11 protein-coding genes, 1 pseudogene and 1 riboswitch are annotated in these 19,678 nt (G+C 48.3%); all 12 genes and pseudogenes read left to right on the top strand.

The window, feature by feature from the left end; translation table 11 throughout:
• Positions 1-81 precede the first annotated feature (81 nt).
• The 12 genes and pseudogenes from DFP97_RS15365 (at position 82) to DFP97_RS31190 (ending at position 19,660) form a co-directional block, all read left to right on the top strand.
• Entirely contained in the window at positions 82-1,506 is a 1,425-nt protein-coding gene (locus DFP97_RS15365; RefSeq protein ID WP_114381077.1) for a family 43 glycosylhydrolase, read from the top strand.
• A gap of 10 nt (positions 1,507-1,516) precedes the next feature.
• Positions 1,517-3,384, top strand: a pseudogene (locus DFP97_RS15370) (alpha-galactosidase); the annotation flags it as partial.
• A 40-nt stretch (positions 3,385-3,424) separates the two neighbouring features.
• Positions 3,425-3,598, top strand: coding sequence for an SGNH/GDSL hydrolase family protein (locus DFP97_RS30765; protein WP_181873540.1), 174 nt, complete (start codon positions 3,425-3,427; stop codon positions 3,596-3,598).
• 490 nt (positions 3,599-4,088) lie between these two features.
• Positions 4,089-4,940 (top strand): SPL family radical SAM protein, encoded by an 852-nt coding sequence (locus DFP97_RS15375; RefSeq protein ID WP_114381078.1) that lies wholly within the window; start codon positions 4,089-4,091, stop codon positions 4,938-4,940.
• A 106-nt stretch (positions 4,941-5,046) separates the two neighbouring features.
• Entirely contained in the window at positions 5,047-5,880 is an 834-nt protein-coding gene (locus DFP97_RS15380; RefSeq protein WP_114381079.1) for a deoxyribonuclease IV, read from the top strand.
• A 296-nt stretch (positions 5,881-6,176) separates the two neighbouring features.
• Complete coding sequence (locus tag DFP97_RS15385) at positions 6,177-7,337, top strand: GntR family transcriptional regulator (protein ID WP_114381080.1); 1,161 nt, start codon at positions 6,177-6,179, stop codon at positions 7,335-7,337.
• A gap of 324 nt (positions 7,338-7,661) precedes the next feature.
• Positions 7,662-8,903 carry a glycoside hydrolase family 125 protein gene (locus DFP97_RS15390; protein ID WP_245976303.1) on the top strand — a complete coding sequence of 414 codons (1,242 nt, stop codon included), beginning with the start codon at positions 7,662-7,664 and terminating at the stop codon, positions 8,901-8,903.
• A gap of 52 nt (positions 8,904-8,955) precedes the next feature.
• Entirely contained in the window at positions 8,956-9,852 is an 897-nt protein-coding gene (locus tag DFP97_RS15395) for a carbohydrate ABC transporter permease (RefSeq protein ID WP_114381081.1), read from the top strand.
• A gap of 17 nt (positions 9,853-9,869) precedes the next feature.
• On the top strand, positions 9,870-10,739 hold the full coding sequence (locus DFP97_RS15400) for a carbohydrate ABC transporter permease (protein WP_114381082.1): 870 nt from the start codon (positions 9,870-9,872) through the stop codon (positions 10,737-10,739).
• A 105-nt stretch (positions 10,740-10,844) separates the two neighbouring features.
• On the top strand, positions 10,845-12,191 hold the full coding sequence (locus DFP97_RS15405) for an ABC transporter substrate-binding protein (protein ID WP_114381083.1): 1,347 nt from the start codon (positions 10,845-10,847) through the stop codon (positions 12,189-12,191).
• A gap of 87 nt (positions 12,192-12,278) precedes the next feature.
• Positions 12,279-15,533, top strand: a complete 3,255-nt coding sequence (locus tag DFP97_RS31930) for a carbohydrate-binding protein (RefSeq protein WP_114381084.1) — start codon at positions 12,279-12,281, stop codon at positions 15,531-15,533.
• A gap of 291 nt (positions 15,534-15,824) precedes the next feature.
• A riboswitch (cyclic di-GMP riboswitch) is annotated at positions 15,825-15,920 on the top strand.
• Between the two features lie 164 nt (positions 15,921-16,084).
• Positions 16,085-19,660: an AbfB domain-containing protein gene (locus DFP97_RS31190; protein ID WP_220271165.1), complete on the top strand. Its 3,576-nt coding sequence runs from the start codon at positions 16,085-16,087 to the stop codon at positions 19,658-19,660.
• Positions 19,661-19,678: the final 18 nt, after the last annotated feature.

Raw genomic sequence — 19,678 nt, forward strand, 5'->3', positions numbered from 1 at the left:
GGACTATAACGGTCAGAGGTTTTATTAGTGAACAAGTGGTATGTCATTCTATTTCCAATATCTGTGAGGTGTGAAAAGACCATGTCCAATTCGAAAATAAACGCAACCTATCCAATCGATATTCTAAGGGGCGATTATCCCGATCCTACCATAGTCCGGGTAGGTCAAGATTATTACATGACACACTCGTCTTTCATGTATGCTCCAGGGCTTCTCGTATGGCATTCCCGCAATCTGACCGATTGGGTCCCCCTTTGCCATGCTCTCCAGACTTACGTCGGAGATATTTGGGCACCGGATCTGGTCTATGTGAACGGACTCTTTTACATTTACTTTCCCGCTAACGGAACGAATTATGTTATCTATGCAGAGAAAGCGGAAGGTCCTTGGTCCGATCCCATTGATCTGAGTGTAGACGGGATTGACCCGGGGCACTTGCTAGCCCCGGATGGGCAGCGGTACCTGTATATCAACTACGGAAGGGCTGTTTCCTTAGCCCCGGATGGCCTTTCCGCTACCGGCGATTTACAAACGGTTTATGAAGGGTGGCCAATCCCTGAGGAATGGGTTGTGGACGGGATGGCTCTCGAATCCCCAAAACTACTGGTCCGAGGAGATTATTATTATTTGATTTGCGCACAAGGCGGAACGGCTGGTCCTGCGACGAGCCATATGGCGGTTGCAGCCAGGAGCAAAAATCCTTTAGGGCCTTGGGAGAACTCTCCCAATAATCCTCTTGTGCATACTTGGTCGAAGGAAGAACGCTGGTGGTCAAAGGGGCATGGTACGTTAGTCGATACACCTGATGGAAAATGGTATTTCGTCTATCATGCCTATGAAAAGGATTATTACACGCTTGGAAGGCAAACCTTGCTGGACCTTATCGAGTGGACAGAAGACGACTGGCCGATCGTATCGCAGGTTCCGGACGGAGAGTTGAAGCCGGAGCAAGGAAATTCTCTGGAGCTTTCTGACGATTTCCAAGGTGATTCACTCGGTTGGCAGTGGCGATTTTACAAGGAACTGGATCCTGAACGTTATGAAGTAGGCGGGGGCGTCTTGAAGCTAAAGGCCAAAGGGAATTCACCGGCGGATTCAGGACCGCTCGTCGTCATTCCACCCGACCGGGCCTATGAAGCTGAAGTTGAGATTAAGGTCGGGCCTGAAGCTGAAGCAGGACTTGTGCTCTTTTATAACGACCGCTGTTATGCGGGGATCAGCTTTACGGAGCATAATATTCATCGACTGCGGCGAGGTATCAAAGGCTTTTCTATAAAAGGCCTGGGCTGCCGACTTCATTTGAAGCTTAGGAACGACCACCATACGGTGACGATGTTTTATAGTACCGATGGTATTGGGTGGAATCGGTTTCCTTCAACAATAGAAGTGTCAGGTTATAACCATAATACGTTTGGCGAATTTATTGGCCTTCGCCTAGGCATTTATGCGGCAGGTAACGGAGAGGCTGAATTTTCGCGATTTCGGTACCGTATGATTGAAGAGTGATTGGAAGGCCATTATACAAGGGAAGCCGAAGCTGGAAGGGTTGTCGGCAATCTATACGGAAAGCGATGATGAAGCGGAGACGCTGGAGATCGAGCTGAAGGACACCCTAATGGATCGAAGAGTGATTCTATCGTATTCTGTATTCGATCAGTGGAGTGCGATTACGCGCTCCGTCAAATTCGTGAACTTGGACCGACAAAAGGTGAAGCTGCTTCAGGCGGCGAGCATGAGCTTGGACTTCGACGACGCGGATTACGAAATGCTCCATCTCTCCGGAGCGTGGGCGAACGAGCGGAATATATACCGCAGACGCTGTTCAAAGGGAACCAGTCGATCGAAAGCAAACGGGGAGCAAGCAGCCCGCAGCATAACCCGTTTCTTGCGCTCTTGCGGAAGGATGTCGGTGAACAGTACGGGGAAGTATACGGAATCAATCTCGTTTATAGCGGAAACTTCTTTGCCAACGTGGAAGTCGATCAATACGATACGGCTCGCGTCACGATGGGGATTAACCCGTTTGACTTTTCCTGGCTGCTGGAGCCGGGCGAAGCTTTTCAAACGCCGGAAGCGGTAATGGTCTACTCCGGTGAGGGATTGGGCGGCATGTCCAGAATCTATCACAAACTTTATCGTACCCGCTTGTGCAGAGGGGTACACCGCGATATGGAGCGTCCTGTGCTGGTCAATAACTGGGAAGGGACGTATTTTGATTTCACCGCGGATAAAATCGAACAGATTGCCGCCAAAGAGAGCGAGATTGGTGTCGAGCTGCTTGTTTTGGATGATGGATGGTTCGGCAAACGGAATGATGACAAAAGCTCGCAAGGCGACTGGTTCGTCAATCGGGAGAAGCTTCCGGACGGACTAGATGATTTGGCCGGGCGGATCAATCAGCTTGGTTTGCAGTTCGGATTGTGGTTCGAGCCGGAAATGGTATCCGAAGACAGTGAACTGTACCGGGACCATCCTGATTGGTGCATTCATGTGAAAGACCGCCGCCGTACGACAAGCCGCAGCCAGCTTGTGTTGGATTTCTCCCGTAAGGAAGTATGCGACGCCATTGTTGAACAGCTTTCGGACATTCTGGGAAGTACACCGATTGTTTACGTGAAATGGGATATAAACCGGCATATGACCTAGATCGGTTCGGCAGCGCTTCCGCCTGAACGCCAACGCGAGACTTCGCACCGGTATATCCTTGGCTTTTACAACGTGCTGGAGCGCTTGACCTCGGCATTTCCTCATGTCCTATTCGAGAGCTGCTCCAGCGGAGGGCGATTCGATCCCAGCGTGTTGTACTAAATGCCTCAAACATGGGCCAGCGATAACACCGATGCCATAAGCAGCCTGAAAATTCAATACGGAACGAGTATCGTCTATCCGATCAACACGATAGGAGCTCACGTTACGGAATCGCCCAGTCATATGTTAAACCGGTCAGCATCGCTTGAGACGCGGGGAAATGTAGCTTACTGCGGTACTTTCGGATATGAACTGGACTTGACCATAATCACTGAAGAAGAAAAGGAGATAGCCAAAGAACAAGTCACATTTTATAAGGAAAATCGCAGATTGATTCAGTTCGGCGACTTCTATCGCTTGCTGAGCCCATTCGAGGGCAACGAAGCTGCATGGATGATCGTATCGGAAGACCGTTCGGAAGCGATTGTATCTTATTTCCATGTGCTGGCTCAGCCTAACTGCGGCTTCCGTTCGGTCCGATTGCAGGGACTCGAAGCGAATGCGGACTATGAACTGCTGGAAAGCGGCCAAGTATTTGGCGGAGACGAGTTAATGTCGGTTGGATTACGTGTACCGGTCCAATTAACCCGTAGGGATTTCACGAACAAAGTATGGCGCCTGCGGAAATTACCATGACGGTCTTTTGATCAACACACACGGCGATTTTCCTCGATCGATGGAAGCGCTAGCGGTTCAGGAAAAAGTTCCTTTCATCGATTTATGCGGCCGAAGTGCCGTCGCATTCAAGGAATTGGGAGACGCCAAATCGAGAGAATGGCTGACCTGGCTGCGCCCGGGCGAACATCCGAATTTCCCCGAAGGGATCGAAGACAATACGCATTTGAATTAAAACCTTATGCAACCCTCACTTTATAAGTTGAGGGGTGCTCTTTGTTGTACGTCCAGCTGGGCGTCACCGAGAACACCTACCGTTACACACGAACTGGATTCGAGGCACAGTTATTCGGATAAGTCACCAACACATGCCGAAATCCTAAGTCGCCAAAGTCTCTCCCTGTAAACTCTAGTGGTTGTGGAAAGAAAGATGTCGTCCTTATCTGGGAAGACCTGCGGGCGAAGTGAATCTACATGAATTTCGCGCAATCAAGATTTATTAGGTAGCGGAGCGAGTCGGCTTGCAGACTCCGGCTTACTTCACCTATCAATTCAAGAAGAACGAGCGCTGCACGCCTCAGGAATATCGGGACCGTTAGTACCGCTGACGATCAAATGATATTTCCATCATTTTGATAAGATAATCTTTAATATGTTCTGTGACGAGGATTATAATGAATACCTCGATGTTTTTCTATCCTTAGCTTAAAGAGAGGGGGATTCAGATGGCAATTGAAATCAAGGATATACTTTCCAAGAAAATTCTTAGCGAAGCCAAGGGCTACTTAGATATAGGATTTACGCATTCCTTAAACCCGTATAGTGGTTGTGCATTCGCTTGCGGATACTGCTATGTCAGAGAAATGCCGATTCAAAAGTTTAAAGAGATACCGTGGGGGGGATGGATAGAAATCAAAACAAATGCCGCTGAAAATTACCGGAATGAAATAATCAAACTGCGTAGAAAAAACGGACCGGTCAATATTTTTATGTCTTCGGCAACAGATCCTTACCAACCTATCGAACGCAAGGCTGAACTTACTCGGCGTTTATTGGAAGAAATGATTGAAAGCCCGCCGGATTTGCTTCAAATCCAGACTCGAAGCCCGCTCATAACAAGAGATCTTGATATATTACTGAAACTAAAGGAGAAATGCGAAATCCTTGTATCCATGACGATTGAAACAGATCGAGAGGATATCAAACAAATTTTTTCGCCGTATGCGCCGGGGATCAAATTGCGTGTAAAAGCGTTAAGAGACGTGCATGATGCCGGACTATTTACTCAGGCATCGATTTCTCCTGTATTACCGTTCACCCCAGATTTTCCTACTGTTTTGGAAGGTATTGCGGATCGAATTTGGATTGATACGCTAAACATAGGGGATGGTACAATGGGTAAACGTTCAGAACGGCTAGGAATGCCTCAATTGTTTGAAGCACATGGGCTATCGGAATGGTACCGGAAAGACATCCATGTAAGAGTTGAGAAGTATTTCAAAAAATTTTTCCCGAGTGAACGGATTCACGTATCTAAAAATGAGGCCTTCCCAGGAAATACTTTATCTGGACAGTAATTAGTGGTACATTCTCCTTCAGTATATTTGATTTTCAGTATAGGAAGTATATAGGATGGGTATTTGTTGAGAGTATGAGCTGGTTTTGGATGGGAGGGGAAAAAGAATGAAGCTTGGAAGCCATGTGACTATTAGAAACGGGTATCTAGCCGCGGCCCAGGAGGCAGTAAAGCTGGGGGGAAAGGCTTTTCAGTATTTTCCTAAAAACCCGCGCAGCCTGTCTGTGAAGTCTTATAACCTTAGTGATACAGATAACTGTGCTCGTTTTTGCCAAGAGAATGGACTTGTTTCCATAGCCCATACCCCTTATATGACTAATTTATCGATCGAAGATCCAGAGATGCAGCAAGTGATGATTCGTTCCATTTTAAACGATTTGGATATTACTGAAGCGTGTGGATCCATCGGTCTTGTCGTACATTTCGGGAAATATAAGGGTCCTGAACCTCTACAAGGATATAAATTAATGATCGATATGCTTAATAAAGTTCTTATGAATTGGAAGGGGAAATCCCTTCTACTTATTGAGAATAATGCTGGACAAGGGGTGAAAATGGGGATCATGTTAGAGGAGCTTGTCCAAATCCGTAAACTGACGAATTATCCCGAAAAAATAGGATATTGCTTTGATACGTGCCATGCATTCGCAAGCGGGTTATGGTCAGGGCATAATTGGACTACAGTCATGGAGAAGGGGATTAAGCTCGGGTACTTCACCAACCTTAAAGCTATTCATCTTAATGATTCAGCATTTCCAAGCAGCTCCTTCAGGGATCGGCATGCCAATGTAGGAATGGGATATATCGGCGAAAATAATATGAAGGAATTTTTGAACACTTCTGTAATAAGGGATCTACCGATCATCTTGGAGACACCGAGTTCTCAGGAATATTCTCATCGGGATGAGATTAAATACGTATATACACTTGCTAATAACTAAGCGGGACTGCGCGCAACGCAGTCCCGTTTTTTAATACGTATATATCATCATTTTGCCATCTTATATAGTTATTTATTTTTTGTAACATGCAGCTGGACGATTCATAAAGAAAAGAAACAAGCTTGGCAGCCTTCATCGGCACACCGAGCTTACTGCATGAATCCTACTTTTTTTGATTTGGTACTCTATATCATTTTACTTGGCAATAATAATATATCATGATATATTAATTCTTAATTGAGTAGCTTATCGGGGTTGTTACTAGAATGCATGACGCAAACATGGGAGGTCATTTCATGACAAACGAATCTTCATCGAAAGCCATGTACGAGCAAATATTCGATGCTCTTCGCGATCGGATCTTGGAGCGGAAATACGCCGTAGGGGACAGGGTTCCATCCGAAAAGGAACTCGGCGAAGAATATAACGTCAGCCGTATAACAAGCAAGAAAGCGCTGGAGCTGCTTGCCGGCGAGGGTTATATTATCCGCCAGCCCGGACGGGGCTCTTTCGTGGCCGATTTCAAGAACCACGGGACGAAATCGTCTTACGGCGGTTCAGCGGGCCATAAGAACCGATCAGCGAACGGCAAGCTGTTAATCGGGCTGGTCATTACGGATTTCGGTGACAGCTATGGTACGGAATTGATATACGGCATGGAGGAGGCCTCTCGGCAAAACGAATCCTATCTGGTATTGCGTCGTTCCTTCGGCATCCCTTCTTATGAAGAAGAATCGATTAAAGGATTGCTGGAGCTGGGGGTTGACGGTCTGATCATTTTCCCGGCTCAGGGAGAATTCTTCAATGCGGAAATATTGAAGCTGGTGATAAGCCAGTTTCCGCTCGTACTCGTCGACCGGTATTTAAAAGGGATTTCGGCAAGCTCGATCAGTACGGACAACTTGGGAGCAGCCAAAGTAGCGACGAACTACTTGTTCGAGCTTGGCCATAAGTCCATCGCCTTTTTGACGCCGCCGCCCGTGGATACGACAGCTATTGAAGACCGTATCGAAGGTTTTATTCAGGCTCATGCGGAGAAGGGCATCATGGTCGACAAGGACATCTGGCTGGAGGATATTACTTCTACGCTGCCGAATGCGCATACGGAAGAAAACCGGAAAAAAGATATTCAGAAAATCATTCGCCATCTGCAAAAAAATCCTCAGATTACGGCCATGTTCGCCACCGAGTACAATATTGGACAACTGGCGCTGGAAGCCGCGAGAACAATCGGCTTGTCGGTGCCGGGCGACATTTCCATCATCTGTTTCGACTGTCCGGAGACGGGCGGCCGGTACCCCCTCACCCATATGCGGCAGAACCAATCGGAGATGGGGCGGATCGCCTTCGAAAATGTGCTGAAGCTTAGGGAAGGGCAATCGGTGCCGAATAAAATGAAACTGGAAGCTTCTATGGTGCTCGGAGACTCGACGGGACCCGCCAGAGAAGTTCGCTAAGCAAGAAATGCGATTTCGCACACCTCGATTAATCAAATGCAGCCCTCGTTTAGAGAGGCTGCATTTGATGTTTATGCGCACGTTTCACGTAATACGTACTCTCAATCATTGCTTACAAATTAGTGTTCTAAACCAACTCCGATTAGTATACCATTTAACATATATATTTCGTTAAATACATATTGACATATCAAATGCATACCAATTATAATCAAGGCAATAAATGTAAGCGGTTTTAATTGCTGTGCCGAACTGAAAAAGGAGGTTGCCGAATTGACATCGCCAATAGAATACTCTGCTGCCATGCTGAGCTTCATGGAGCAGATGAACGAGCGTCTTCCGCAAAACAAGAATCTGATGGAGATGTTTAAGAATGGTTTCAGAAACACCTTGGATACGACCATCCAGCGAATGCCGGATGGAACCACCTTTGTAATCACTGGCGATATACCGGCAATGTGGCTGCGGGATTCGGCCGCTCAGGTTCGTCCATTTCTTGTCCTGTCACAAGCAGATCGAGATATGGCGGATATGATCGAAGGATTGGTCCGCCGTCAAATGAAATGTATTCTTGTGGATCCGTATGCCAATGCTTTTAACGCCTCGCCAAGCGGGAAGGGACACCATGATGATCTGACGGAGATGAATCCGTGGCTATGGGAACGAAAATACGAAATCGATTCGCTGTGCTATCCAATCCAGTTGAGTTATCTGCTTTGGAAAAATACCGGCAGGATTTCGCAGTTCGACGATACGTTTAAACAAGCCGTAAGACTCATTCTAAGCTTATGGGCCACAGAACAGCGCCATGAAACGGATTCGCCGTATACGTTCCAGCGACTGAATTGTCCGCCGACCGACACGCTGATCCGGGAAGGCAAAGGAAGCATTACCGGCTATACCGGTATGACCTGGTCCGGATTTCGTCCCAGTGATGACGCTTGCACATACGGGTATCTTGTACCTTCCAATATGTTTGCGGTCGTCGTGCTGTGCGATTTGGCGGAAATTGCAGACGAGGTGCTGCATGACGCTGCTCTTGCGGCTGACGCTAGAGCGCTGGGCGAGGAGATTGACCGTGGCATTCGGGAGTTCGGCATTTACGACCATCCCGTATATGGGAAGATTTATGCCTATGAAACGGACGGATTGGGAAATTTCAACCTCATGGACGATGCCAATGTACCAAGCCTGTTATCCATTCCGTATCTGGGCTATGCCGGCAGCGACGATCCGGTTTATCAAAATACGCGCCGATTTATTCTCGGCAAAGAGAACCCGTATTTTTTCCAAGGCACAGCTGCGGAAGGGATCGGCAGTCCGCATACGCCGGAACGGCACACTTGGCCTATCGCTCTTGCGATGCAGGGCCTGACAACTTCAGATCGGGCAGAGAAGGCGCGAATGCTTCATCTGCTCGAGACGACGACTGCCGATACCGGACTGATGCACGAAAGCTTTAACGTAGACGACCCGTTCAGGTATACGAGACCGTGGTTTTCTTGGGCGAACATGATGTTCTGCGAGCTGTTGATGGATTTCTGCGGCGTTCGGGTAAAGAAATAATTTAAAGCGTTTCGTTTTGGATGAATGGAATCAAGGGGGGATCTTAAAAAGGATGAGAAGCAAAAAGAAGCTTCGAGGTTGGGTCATTGGTTATCTGTTTATATTGCCTTCGATCATCGGCTTCAGCGTGTTTGTTGCCTATCCGCTGTTGTCGTCCGTTTATTACAGCTTGACGGAATGGAGCGGGTACGATAAGCCCCGGTTTGTCGGTTTCGCCAACTTCAACTATATGTTTAACGTAGATCCGGCATTTTGGCCATCGGTACGGGCGACATTCTACTTTGTATTGCTGAGCGTACCTTCATCGCTGATCCTCGGACTAGGTTTAGCCATGCTGCTAAACAGAAGCTTACCGGGTATTAAATGGTTTCGAACTATTTTTTATTTGCCTACGGTGGTTCCTTCGATTGCCACGCTTACGTTATGGCTGTTTATCTATCAACCGCAATACGGCTTGGCCAACTCCTTGCTACGTATGGCTGGTCTACCTGAGGGTACATGGCTTACGAGTGAAATGACAGCGCTTCCTTCGATCGTCCTGATCGGACTTTGGCAAGTGGGGGCGGGCATGATCATCTTTTTGAGCGGCCTGCAGTCGGTCCCCCAGGAACTATACGAAGCGGCGGAAGTCGACGGGGCGGCAAGATGGAGAGTGGCTTTGAACATAACCATTCCCATGATTACGCCCATCCTGTTTTTGCAGCTGATCCTCGGCATTATCGGCGCGTTCCAGGCATTTAACCAGGTTCAAGTGCTGACGGGCGGAGGGCCGAATTTCTCCACCTCCTTGTTAAACTTCAAAATCTATACCGACGCCTTTAACGGCCGAATGTTCGGCTATGCGATCGCCGAGGTTTGGGTGTTGTTCCTCATCATCATGATCTTCACGGCTGTTACTTACCGTTATTCCAATCGTTTCGTGTATTACGAAAGTGACAATTCCCGCTAAAGAGGTGAAAGGAAAAAATGACTGCTGAGCAGGGAATAGCGGCCGGGCCGCGCAAAGCAAAATATACCGGGCTCGACGCCGTTCGTTTCGTCGTACTGTCCGCGGGTGCTGTCGCCATGCTTTTTCCACTCTTATGGATGCTGACGATTGCATTGAAAAGCAACAATGAAGTGTTTGCAATGCCTCCCGAGTGGTTTCCAAAAGAAATGCAGTGGTCTAATTTTGTTACGGGGACGAAAGAGATCAACTTTTGGCAAACATTCGGCAACTCGATGTTTATCGCCGTTACATGCACGGTCGGGCAGGTTATCAGTTCGGTCTTGGTCGGTTACGGACTCGGCAGGCTGAATTTTCCGGGCAGAAGGTTATGGTTTTCACTCTTCGTCGGAAGCCTTATGCTTCCCGGATTTGTCGGAATGATCCCTATGTTTCACTTGTTCACTGGCCTCGGATGGTACGATTCATGGCTGCCGATCATTGTGCCGGCCTTTTTCGGAAACCCAACCTTCTCGTTCTTGTTCGTCCAATATTTGAAAACGATATCCGTTTCGTTTGACGAAGCGGCCAAAATCGATGGAGCCTCAGATTGGTATGTACTGACGAAAGTGTTGGTCCCGATGGCGATGCCGGTTATTGTGACGATGGTGATCTTTTCATTCCAAGGTGCTTGGAACCAGTATTTGGAGCCGCTTATTTACATCATTAGTCCGGAAAAATGGACCCTGTCTATTGCAATGGCTTCCTATAAGGGCACTTATGCGACGGCTTGGAACCTGTTCATGGCTGCAGATTTGATCTATATTCTTCCGATGCTGCTGATCTTCTTTTTCGGTCAAAAGTTTTTTATGCAAGGGCTCGGTTCCGTGAATTCCGCATCATTGAAATAAACCGGAAATAGTACGGCAATCCGCGAGGATGGTGATCGTACAACAAACGATGAAGGAAAGTAAGTATACTTTGGCATGAAAAACTATTCAACGGGAGGTCTTTCCATGATCAAGGATAAAGGGAAACGTACGTCTGGAATCGTAGTTTTGATGCTTGTATTAGGTCTATTGGCTGGATGCGGCGGCAACAACGTGAACTCGGGCTCGCCTGATACCAATTCTCCTTCTGCGCAAAATACGGAGCAGCCAAGCCAAGAAACGGTTGAAGTCACCCTGATCACGTGGGAATCCGCGGCAATGAATGAAAAGATTATGGCATCCATGAAGAAGTTTGAGGAAGAAAATCCGGAAATTAGAGTCAAGCTCATCCCAACTCCGCTCGACAATTACGGTGTCAAGATTAACGGAATGATTACCGCGAAACAAGCTCCCGATATTTTCATGACAGGGAACGACATGCTGCTCGACAACGGAGCCAAAGGACTTCTGTTCGATTGGACGGCGCACGCCGCAGCGGATCAAGAATTCATGGACGGTTTCTACAGCGGCGTTGTGGATAGCTGGCATCTGGACAATAAATTGATCGGTTTGCCTGGCCTTTTGAATACTTACAGCATTTTCTACAACAAAAAAGCGTTTCGGGATGCCGGTCTGCCGGAGCCGAAGATCGGTTGGACGTATGACGAGTTTTTCGCAGCAATGAAAGAGCTGTCGGGCAAGCAAGGCGGCTCTCAGCAGTTCGGCTATTATGCTTCTCCTGATCCTTTTCACATGTCGCTTTATTCAGTTTCCGCGGGAGGCGCTCCGTTCGCCGACGCAATCGTAAATCCTGCAAAAGTGGCAATCAGTCCTCAGTTTATCGAAGGCGTCGAAAAATATAAAGCCGCTATCGGAAACGGTTACATGAATCCGCCCACCTACGATTTATCCAACGTCATGAGTTCGTTTAAAGAAGGCAAAGTGCCGATGACCCTGCAAGGGCAATGGGTAGCCGATGATTTGATCCGTACGGCTCCGCAAGATTTGGAGTGGGGCGTCGTTCCGATGCCGGTTGTAAGCAGCCAGTCGGAAATTTACGACGCTGTGGGCTGGTGCAGCCCGGCTACGATCAAAAATCCGGACGCCGTCTGGAAAGTGCTCAAGTATCTGGATTCCAAAATGTACGAGGAAGTCCTGCCTCAAACCCCGGTGGCTCCTGCCGCTTACAAAGCGTCCGCCGCCAAGTATTTCGATGCCCTGAAAACAGCGGGCCATCCCGAAGTGGGCGAGACGATCGATCATATTCTGAAATCTCAAAGTATTCAACCGGTTCGTTTCTTGACGTCATGGGCCGGCAAAGCGTATCCGTTCATCGAAGCGTCGTGGAAAAAAGTGCTGATGGATAAAGCGCCGGTCAGCGATCTGAACGTTATGGCAGAGAAGATCAACAAGGTGATCGCAGCAGGTCAATAAATAACGGTACAGGAGAGGTTGATGCCGATCCGCTTTGATACGAATCGGCATCAACCTACATAAAAATCGAACATTGGAGGTATTGTTATGCCCCTGATAAAAACGGGTTTACGTAAGTTTTTGGTGCTTCCGCTCGCGTTTTCCTTGACTTTTACTTCTATTTCTGCGATTGGGTTAACAAAAGCGCATGCATTTAGTTCATCCGACGCAGACACGGCCATTAAGGCATTCAACGCAAAGTTCTGGGACAGCAATGCAAAGATGTTCTGGAAGAACTCGAACCACAGCAACCATCAGGACTTCTGGGTAGAAGCGGAGCTTTGGGAGATGGTGATGGATTCCTATTTGCATACATCCGATCCTGACTTAAAAGATCAGCTTCGAGCACAGATAGACGATATTTTCGACGGTACCGTGGCAAAGTACGGAGAGGATTGGACCAACAATCCTTTCAATGACGATATCATGTGGTGGGCGATGGGAGCTGCGAGAGCCTATGAAATAACCGGAAATTCAAGATATTTGGATAGGGCGAAATATCATTTTGACTTTGTGTACGATACGCAATGGGACGACAGCTTCGCAAACGGCGGCATTTGGTGGCTGAACAGCGACCAGATGACCAAAAATTCTTGCATTAATTTTCCGGCGGCTCAAGCGGCTGTTTATCTTTATAACATTACGCAGGACCAGCATTATTTGGATGCGGCTGTCCGTATTTTCAGATGGGGCAAAACGATGCTTACGGACGGGAACGGAAAGGTTTTTGACCGGATCGAGGTTGAGAACGGCGCTGTGCCGGATGCAACGCATTACAATCAGGGCACTTTCATAGGTGCGGCAGTAGGATTGTACAAAGCAACCGGAAACACGGCCTATCTCGATGATGCGGTGGAAGCGGCCGACTTCACCCAAAATCATTTGGTTGACGCAAGCGGCTTGTTGAATTACGAGGGGCCCAATGGAGATTTAAAGGGCGGAAAAACAATTTTAATGCGCAACTTGGGCTATCTGCAAAAAGTTCTGGATGAAAGAAGCGAAAGTAAATACACGGCGTTTAGCAGCGGCTTCGACAACTGGGTTGCTTTTAATACGGAAATGGCATGGAGCCATCGAAATTCCGACAATATCGTGGATGGAAACTGGTCGGGTCAGCTTCTGTCGGGAACGTTCGAATCCTGGTCGTCGGCCAGCGCCGTCCAAGCTTTATCCGTGATCCAGCCGCAGAATGTTGAACTCAATTATGCTGTCAAAGATCCCTACAATAAAATTGAAGCGGAACGCTATAATATCGGCACCGGATTTGTTTTGGAGGGCGCTCTGGAAGGATCGCTGCAATTGGGCGGCATTCAGCCCGGCTTCTACGCCGCATATAAAAATGTAGATTTCGGATCAGCCGGTGCTGCTGGCTTTATTGCGAGAGCGGCAAGCGGAACGGGCGGAGGGAATATCGAAATCAGACTGGATTCGTTAGATGGCCCTAAAGTCGGCACCTTAAACGTAGAAGGAACAGGCGGATGGAATAACTATACGGATGCCGTTACCTTACTTAAAGATGGTCAGGGAAATCCAAATAAGGTAACAGGAAAACATGATGTCTATCTTGTCTTCACGAAGAAGAACGATCAATATTTGTTTAATTTGAATTGGTTTAAATTTACGACCACGGACCCGACCGACACGGATGCCTACACAAGGCTGAAAGCAGGAAATTTTGACGAAAGCGCGGATGTGAATAAAAATGCGGACTGGGGATTTTTAGACGGGATTAAAAACAACGGTTATGCCCTGTATAAAGGAATTGACTTTGGAACCGGCGCATCCGGAATTAGCGTTCATGCAGCAAGCGGCAGTCAAGGCGGCACGATTGAAGTAAGGTTAGATCGTTTGGACGGACCGACTGCCGGCGTTATTGACATTCCGGCATTAGGTAATTGGGATGACTGGATAGATATCATGTCCAATATAGACGATAGCTTGGCTGTGGGCATTCATGATGTATATCTCATTTTCCAAGGAAAAAATGGAAGCGACTATCCCTGCAATTTGGATTGGTTCACCTTTTCAACGGTCAAAGGCAAAACAAGGGATGCTTATGCCAAGCTGGAGGCTGAAAACTACACAAGCGGTGTAGGCTTCGGCAGAGAAAACGGCGGAGGACAAACTTACCTGGCTGGAATATATGGACCTAATAACCCTTATGCCATGTACAATTACATTGACTTTGGAAGCGAAAGCCCGTCAAAATTTTATATCAATGCGGCAAGCGCCACAAGCGGGGGAACGGTTGAAGTCAGAATAGACAGTATGAATGGGCCGGTTATTGCATCCTCTACCGTAACAGGAACGGGCGGTTGGCAGAATTTCAAGGTTTTCTCTACGGATGTCACCACTCCCGTAACCGGAAAACACATTGTTTTCATATTGTTTAAAGGCGGAGACTGGCTATACAACTTTGACAAATTCACCTTCGGCGATCCGGACGTACTTACAGCACCTACTCCACCGCGCGAACCTGTAAACGATGGTATTCCTCCGGGGGAAGTGGAAAATGTTCAGGTTATTAGGGGAGACGACCATATGAAGCTGTACTGGGATGGCCCCTATGATATGGATGGCGACAAGGTGCAAATTTCTCTATTTAGTGATGGTGAACAGGTCGGAAACGCAATGGATGTGAATAGAGGGATTCAAACGGCTGTGATATCGGAACTTGAAGAAGATAAGAATTATTCCCTATTTATACGAACCGTAGATAGATGGGGAGCTGCATCGGATGGAATAATGATAGATGCTGCGGATTTGCCTTCATTTTCTCTGACTGCAAACGGAAATGATTTAGAAGAGGGCGATTCTTTTGAAGATTACATGGCGTTAAACTTCAAAGTTCGGAGCCATTTATCCGCAATAAAATCCGCAAAAATCACAATCGAGGGGAAAGAATATACGATTGTTCCGGGGGCCCAGCAGCAGGTGAACATCGATATGGCTGGAAGATTGGGGGACAAAATATCAACTGTGGAAATAGAGGATTATTGGGGTAACAAGCTTCAGAAGACATTCCAATTCCAGGTGACAACCAGTGTAAATTCCATGCAGCATTTAATCGCCCGGTTCACGGATTCTGGAGAATTAAACGGTCCGGTTATACCGCAGCTTACCAATGCTCTCGACCAGGTGCAGCATCAACTGGATAAAGAAAGTCAGGATCAAGCGATTAAACATATGCAGGAGTTTCAAAAGCACTTAAACCATGCAAGCTTGAGCAGAAACGTTAAAGATACCGCCACGATGATTCTGAATACGGATGCTGAATCGCTTATCAATAACTGGCAGGAGTAATAAAAGGAAAATGACGCCCACATCGGGCGTCTTTTTTCGGTATTATGCTCATGCTCCCGACGACCGGCCTCTTTGCCATATAACGAAAATTACTTAAACCCCGTATTAATTTATGACATCAATTCTGTCTGCCGTAGTTCGGTTCAACACAACCTGTTGAGAAAAAAGTCCCTAACTCAATTTATCAATAAGTACAAAGGAACCATTTACATTCCATGCAGAGGAGAATTACGATGTAGTTGTTCCATAAATCGACAAAAATTTAGTATAAAATTACATTTCGACAATTAGTTCCGACAATGGCAAACCTGGCGAAAGCCAGGGACGCAAAGCTATAGGGGCGTAACCGCGGTGTTTTTGAAGCCGAAAAGCCAGCCAGCTACCGAAGGACGGGGACGAAGGACCCTCCTGATTTCAGGATGGTCCTTTTTTCATAGAATCACAAGGAGGAAAGGAGTTGCACAATAAATACTCGGGCAGCGCATCGCCGATGCCGGGTATTGCGAGAAGGAGGGACTACAAAAAACATGATTTGAGAGGGAGAGAAAAAAATGATTGTTTCTTTATCCATTACTGTGAAACAAAAATGCGCATCAATTCTAGCTCTTACCCTACTGCTTCAGCTGCTTACGGGTATTGCGCCCGGAAACGGCATACCGGAAGCAACTGCGGAATCCAGCGTTACGGAAAGCACGTATAAAATGCTGCAATCCTATAATTTTCCCGACCGGAATGTGAGACATGCGGCTGATTTTTCCGTCAGAATTGACCCGAATGTCGATCCGGCGGAGGACGCGCAATGGAAAATCGTGCCCGGCCTGGCGAATGGCGACGGCTACGTCTCTTTTGAATCTGTAAACAAACCGGGTTATTATCTGGCGGATAACAATTTTATTGTTAAGCTGGAGAAGAATGATGAGTCCGACCGCTTTAAAGCAGCCGCGACCTTCAAGCAGGTTCCCGGTTTAGCGGAAAGCACTGCGGTTTCTTATCAGTCCTACAACGATCCTGACCGATACATCAAGCATTCGGGCTTCGTTCTGAGAATAGATCCGATCAGCACCCCGATCGGCAAAACGGACGCCACCTTTCAGGAGGTACCTGGTGGAGCGGCTCCGCAAAGCGATGAGGGCTTCGTGCATCCCGGAGGGCTGTTTAAAAAGTCCGATCTGGAGCGGATGAAGTACATGGTGGAGGCCGGAATCGATCCGTGGCTGACTTCATTCAAAGAGATGAAAGCCGATTACAAATCAAGTTATGATTATGGGGTGCGCGGAAACCCGAGTATGACTGTTGTTGCAAGGGGAGGAACCAATGGAGGCGTATTCGAATTGGATGTAAACGCCGCCTACCTGAATGCGTTGATGTGGGCCATTACAGGGGATAAGCGCCACGCCGACAAAGCGGTTCAAATCTTTAATACGTGGAGCAATTTGACCAATGTTGACCCCGAAGGCACGGGAGCGTTAAACGCCGGGCTATACGCCTGGAAGCTGGTGGAGGCGGCCGAAATCATCAAGAGCACGTATGACGGCTGGGCTCCTGCGGATCTGCAAAAGTTTAAAGATATGCTTGTTTATCCAGGCTACTCCAGTACGGGCGTTCCAGCTTCCGTTAGTTTTACAAATGGGACATTCTACTGGCGAATTTGGAATGGAGATCCAGCCCGGCACGGCAACCAGGACATGATCGCCTGGAGAGCGATGCTTACCATGGGCGTCTTTCTGGATAATCGGACGATGTACGAGAGGGCGCTGCGGTACTTCACAAGCCAGCCGCACAAGCCGGGCGATATGGCGTATGCTTCGGGTCCGTCTTATTCGGGAGCGCTAATAAGTGAAAAGACGTACTTCAATGAGCACAAGTACCGGGGTTCGGCAGGAACGATTCCCGACTTTGGTTATAATGGAACATTAGCCAATTATGTTTGGGAAAACGGACAAAACCAGGAAAGCTCGCGCGACCAGCAGCATGCTTTCTTCGGACTGGCGACAGCCGCCGGAATCGCCGAGGTGGCGTGGAATCAGGGCTACGACGTTTGGAATTCGCTCGATAACCGGCTGCTCAAAGGGTATGAATTCATGTCGAAATACAATACGTCCTACGTGGCTTCATTCCCGGATCAGCCGACGCCGTGGGAGCCGGATAATATCATCCAACGCTTTGACCGGACGGGCAGATGGTTTTCCAAACAAGTCAGCCCGTATTTTGAAGCCAATACGAATCTGAGCCGGGGGAGTTTTGCGGGAAGCAGACCCGTTTACGAACAGGCGGTCGCCCATTTTAAAGTCAGAATGGGAGTAGAGGACGAGGCGCTCTGGACGGAAAGAGGGAGAGACACCGCGATAGCTCTTTCAGGTTATGAGAAAGCCGGCAATAATACACTTGATCAGCCCGGTTGGGGCGCCCTGACCTTCCGCAGGCCGGCATTAATGGCCGGAGACCCGATCAGCGGCTTTGAGAACGGACTTCCCATTTACAGCATGAACGCACTGCCCCGAAATATCGAAGCGGAAAATTATGACCACTTTCCGATAGATGGCGAAGGACATACATACCATGACTTGACGACCGGCAACTCTGGCGGGAAATACCGTAATGACAGTGTGGACATTGGGTCCGATGGCGCCAGCGGGTATGCGCTGACGGATTTGGCGGGCGGAGAATGGATCACGTATTCCGTGTATGTGCCTGTTACGGGAACCTATAGGATTCATGTTCGGTATGCTGCTGCAGCGGAGGGAGGCGCCATCCGGTTTGCGTTTAACGGCTTGGATTCGACAAACGACGTTGCATTGCCAAGCACCGGAGGAGCAGTCGATTGGAAGACCTACACCGTGGATGACAATGTACCTCTGACGGCAGGCGTACAGGTCATGCGGGTGTTTATCGGGGGCGATTCGAAAGGCTTCAACCTGGATCGTATCACCGTAAGCCAGAATCCTCCTGCCGCGGACTACACGAAGGGCAGCTACTACCTGTACCAGAAGGAAGTGGAGCGGATCAAAGCGGAGATGGCCAAGCAGGGCGCTGAAAAAACGGATCTTGCAGCCCAGTTTGCCGCGGCGGAAGCAGCGTTGGTACCGTTAATTGACCTCTCTGTGGAGAAAGTTCAGATCGCGCAATCGATGGTTACCGCTTCGTCTATATCCTGGGATAACAAATTCAATGCCGCCCAGAACGGTTGGCTCGCTTTTGACGGTGATACGGCCACTTCTCCCGACACGAAGACCGGTGATGGTTGGGTTAGGGTCGATCTGGGAGCAGGGAACGAGCAATCAATTGGTAAAGTCAGGTTTTATCCGAAAACGGGGAATGTTGGCCGGATGAACGGAACGCTCATCCAAGGTTCCAATGACGGCACAAACTTTGTCACTCTGCATACCATTAGCGGCGTCAGTGAGCTCAAATGGTATACGGCATTGCTTAATACCGGCACGGCTTATCGTTATCTGCGCTATTTTACGCCTAACAACGGATACGCCAACGCGGGGGAGCTGGAATTCTACAAAAAGGTGAACGATAAGACGCTGCTCCCGTTGCTGCTTCAGGAAGCGGCCGCGGCCGGCACCGAGTTTTACTCGCAAGCGAGCGTAGCAGCGCTTCAGGTGAAAATGACGAATGCACAGTCGGTGTACGACAATGCTAATTCGACCCAGGAAGAGATCGATGTTGCAGCCGCAAGCTTGCTTGCGGCGCTCAAGTTAATTCCTCAGGAGAAAGTTCAGCTCACGCAATCGATGGTTGTCGCCTCGTCCATTTCCTGGGATAACAAATACAATGCCGCCCAGAACGGATTGCGCGCTTTTGACGGCGATACGGCCACTTCATCCGACACGAAGACGGGTAATGGATGGGTTAGGGTCGATCTGGGAGCGGGGAACGAACAGGCAATCGGCAGCGTGAAGTTTTTTCCGAGAGCGGGGTTTGCCGGCCGGATGAACGGAGCGCTCATCCAAGGCTCCAATGACGGCACAAATTTTGTTACCCTTCTTAGCATCAGCGGCGTAAGCGACTACAAATGGTATCGTGTATCGACCAATACCGATACGGCATATCGTTATCTGCGTTATTATACGTCGAACGGATACGCCAATGCGGCGGAATTGGAATTCTATAAGAGATAAACAATACGACGCGTGCTT

The sequence above is a fragment of the Paenibacillus prosopidis genome (genome assembly GCF_003337375.1).
Taxonomy (GTDB): domain Bacteria; phylum Bacillota; class Bacilli; order Paenibacillales; family Paenibacillaceae; genus Pristimantibacillus; species Pristimantibacillus prosopidis.

Bases quoted from the DNA above. Each gene is read 5' to 3' on its own strand.
- DFP97_RS31930 (WP_114381084.1), top strand. From the start codon at position 12,279: ATGCCCCTGATAAAAACGGGTTTACGTAAGTTTTTGGTGCTTCCGCTC.
- DFP97_RS15400 (WP_114381082.1), top strand. From the start codon at position 9,870: ATGACTGCTGAGCAGGGAATAGCGGCCGGGCCGCGCAAAGCAAAATAT.
- DFP97_RS15405 (WP_114381083.1), top strand. From the start codon at position 10,845: ATGATCAAGGATAAAGGGAAACGTACGTCTGGAATCGTAGTTTTGATG.
- DFP97_RS15365 (WP_114381077.1), top strand. From the start codon at position 82: ATGTCCAATTCGAAAATAAACGCAACCTATCCAATCGATATTCTAAGG.
- DFP97_RS15375 (WP_114381078.1), top strand. From the start codon at position 4,089: ATGGCAATTGAAATCAAGGATATACTTTCCAAGAAAATTCTTAGCGAA.
- DFP97_RS15380 (WP_114381079.1), top strand. From the start codon at position 5,047: ATGAAGCTTGGAAGCCATGTGACTATTAGAAACGGGTATCTAGCCGCG.
- DFP97_RS15390 (WP_245976303.1), top strand. From the start codon at position 7,662: ATGAACGAGCGTCTTCCGCAAAACAAGAATCTGATGGAGATGTTTAAG.
- DFP97_RS31190 (WP_220271165.1), top strand. From the start codon at position 16,085: ATGATTGTTTCTTTATCCATTACTGTGAAACAAAAATGCGCATCAATT.
- DFP97_RS30765 (WP_181873540.1), top strand. From the start codon at position 3,425: ATGGAAGCGCTAGCGGTTCAGGAAAAAGTTCCTTTCATCGATTTATGC.
- DFP97_RS15395 (WP_114381081.1), top strand. From the start codon at position 8,956: ATGAGAAGCAAAAAGAAGCTTCGAGGTTGGGTCATTGGTTATCTGTTT.
- DFP97_RS15385 (WP_114381080.1), top strand. From the start codon at position 6,177: ATGACAAACGAATCTTCATCGAAAGCCATGTACGAGCAAATATTCGAT.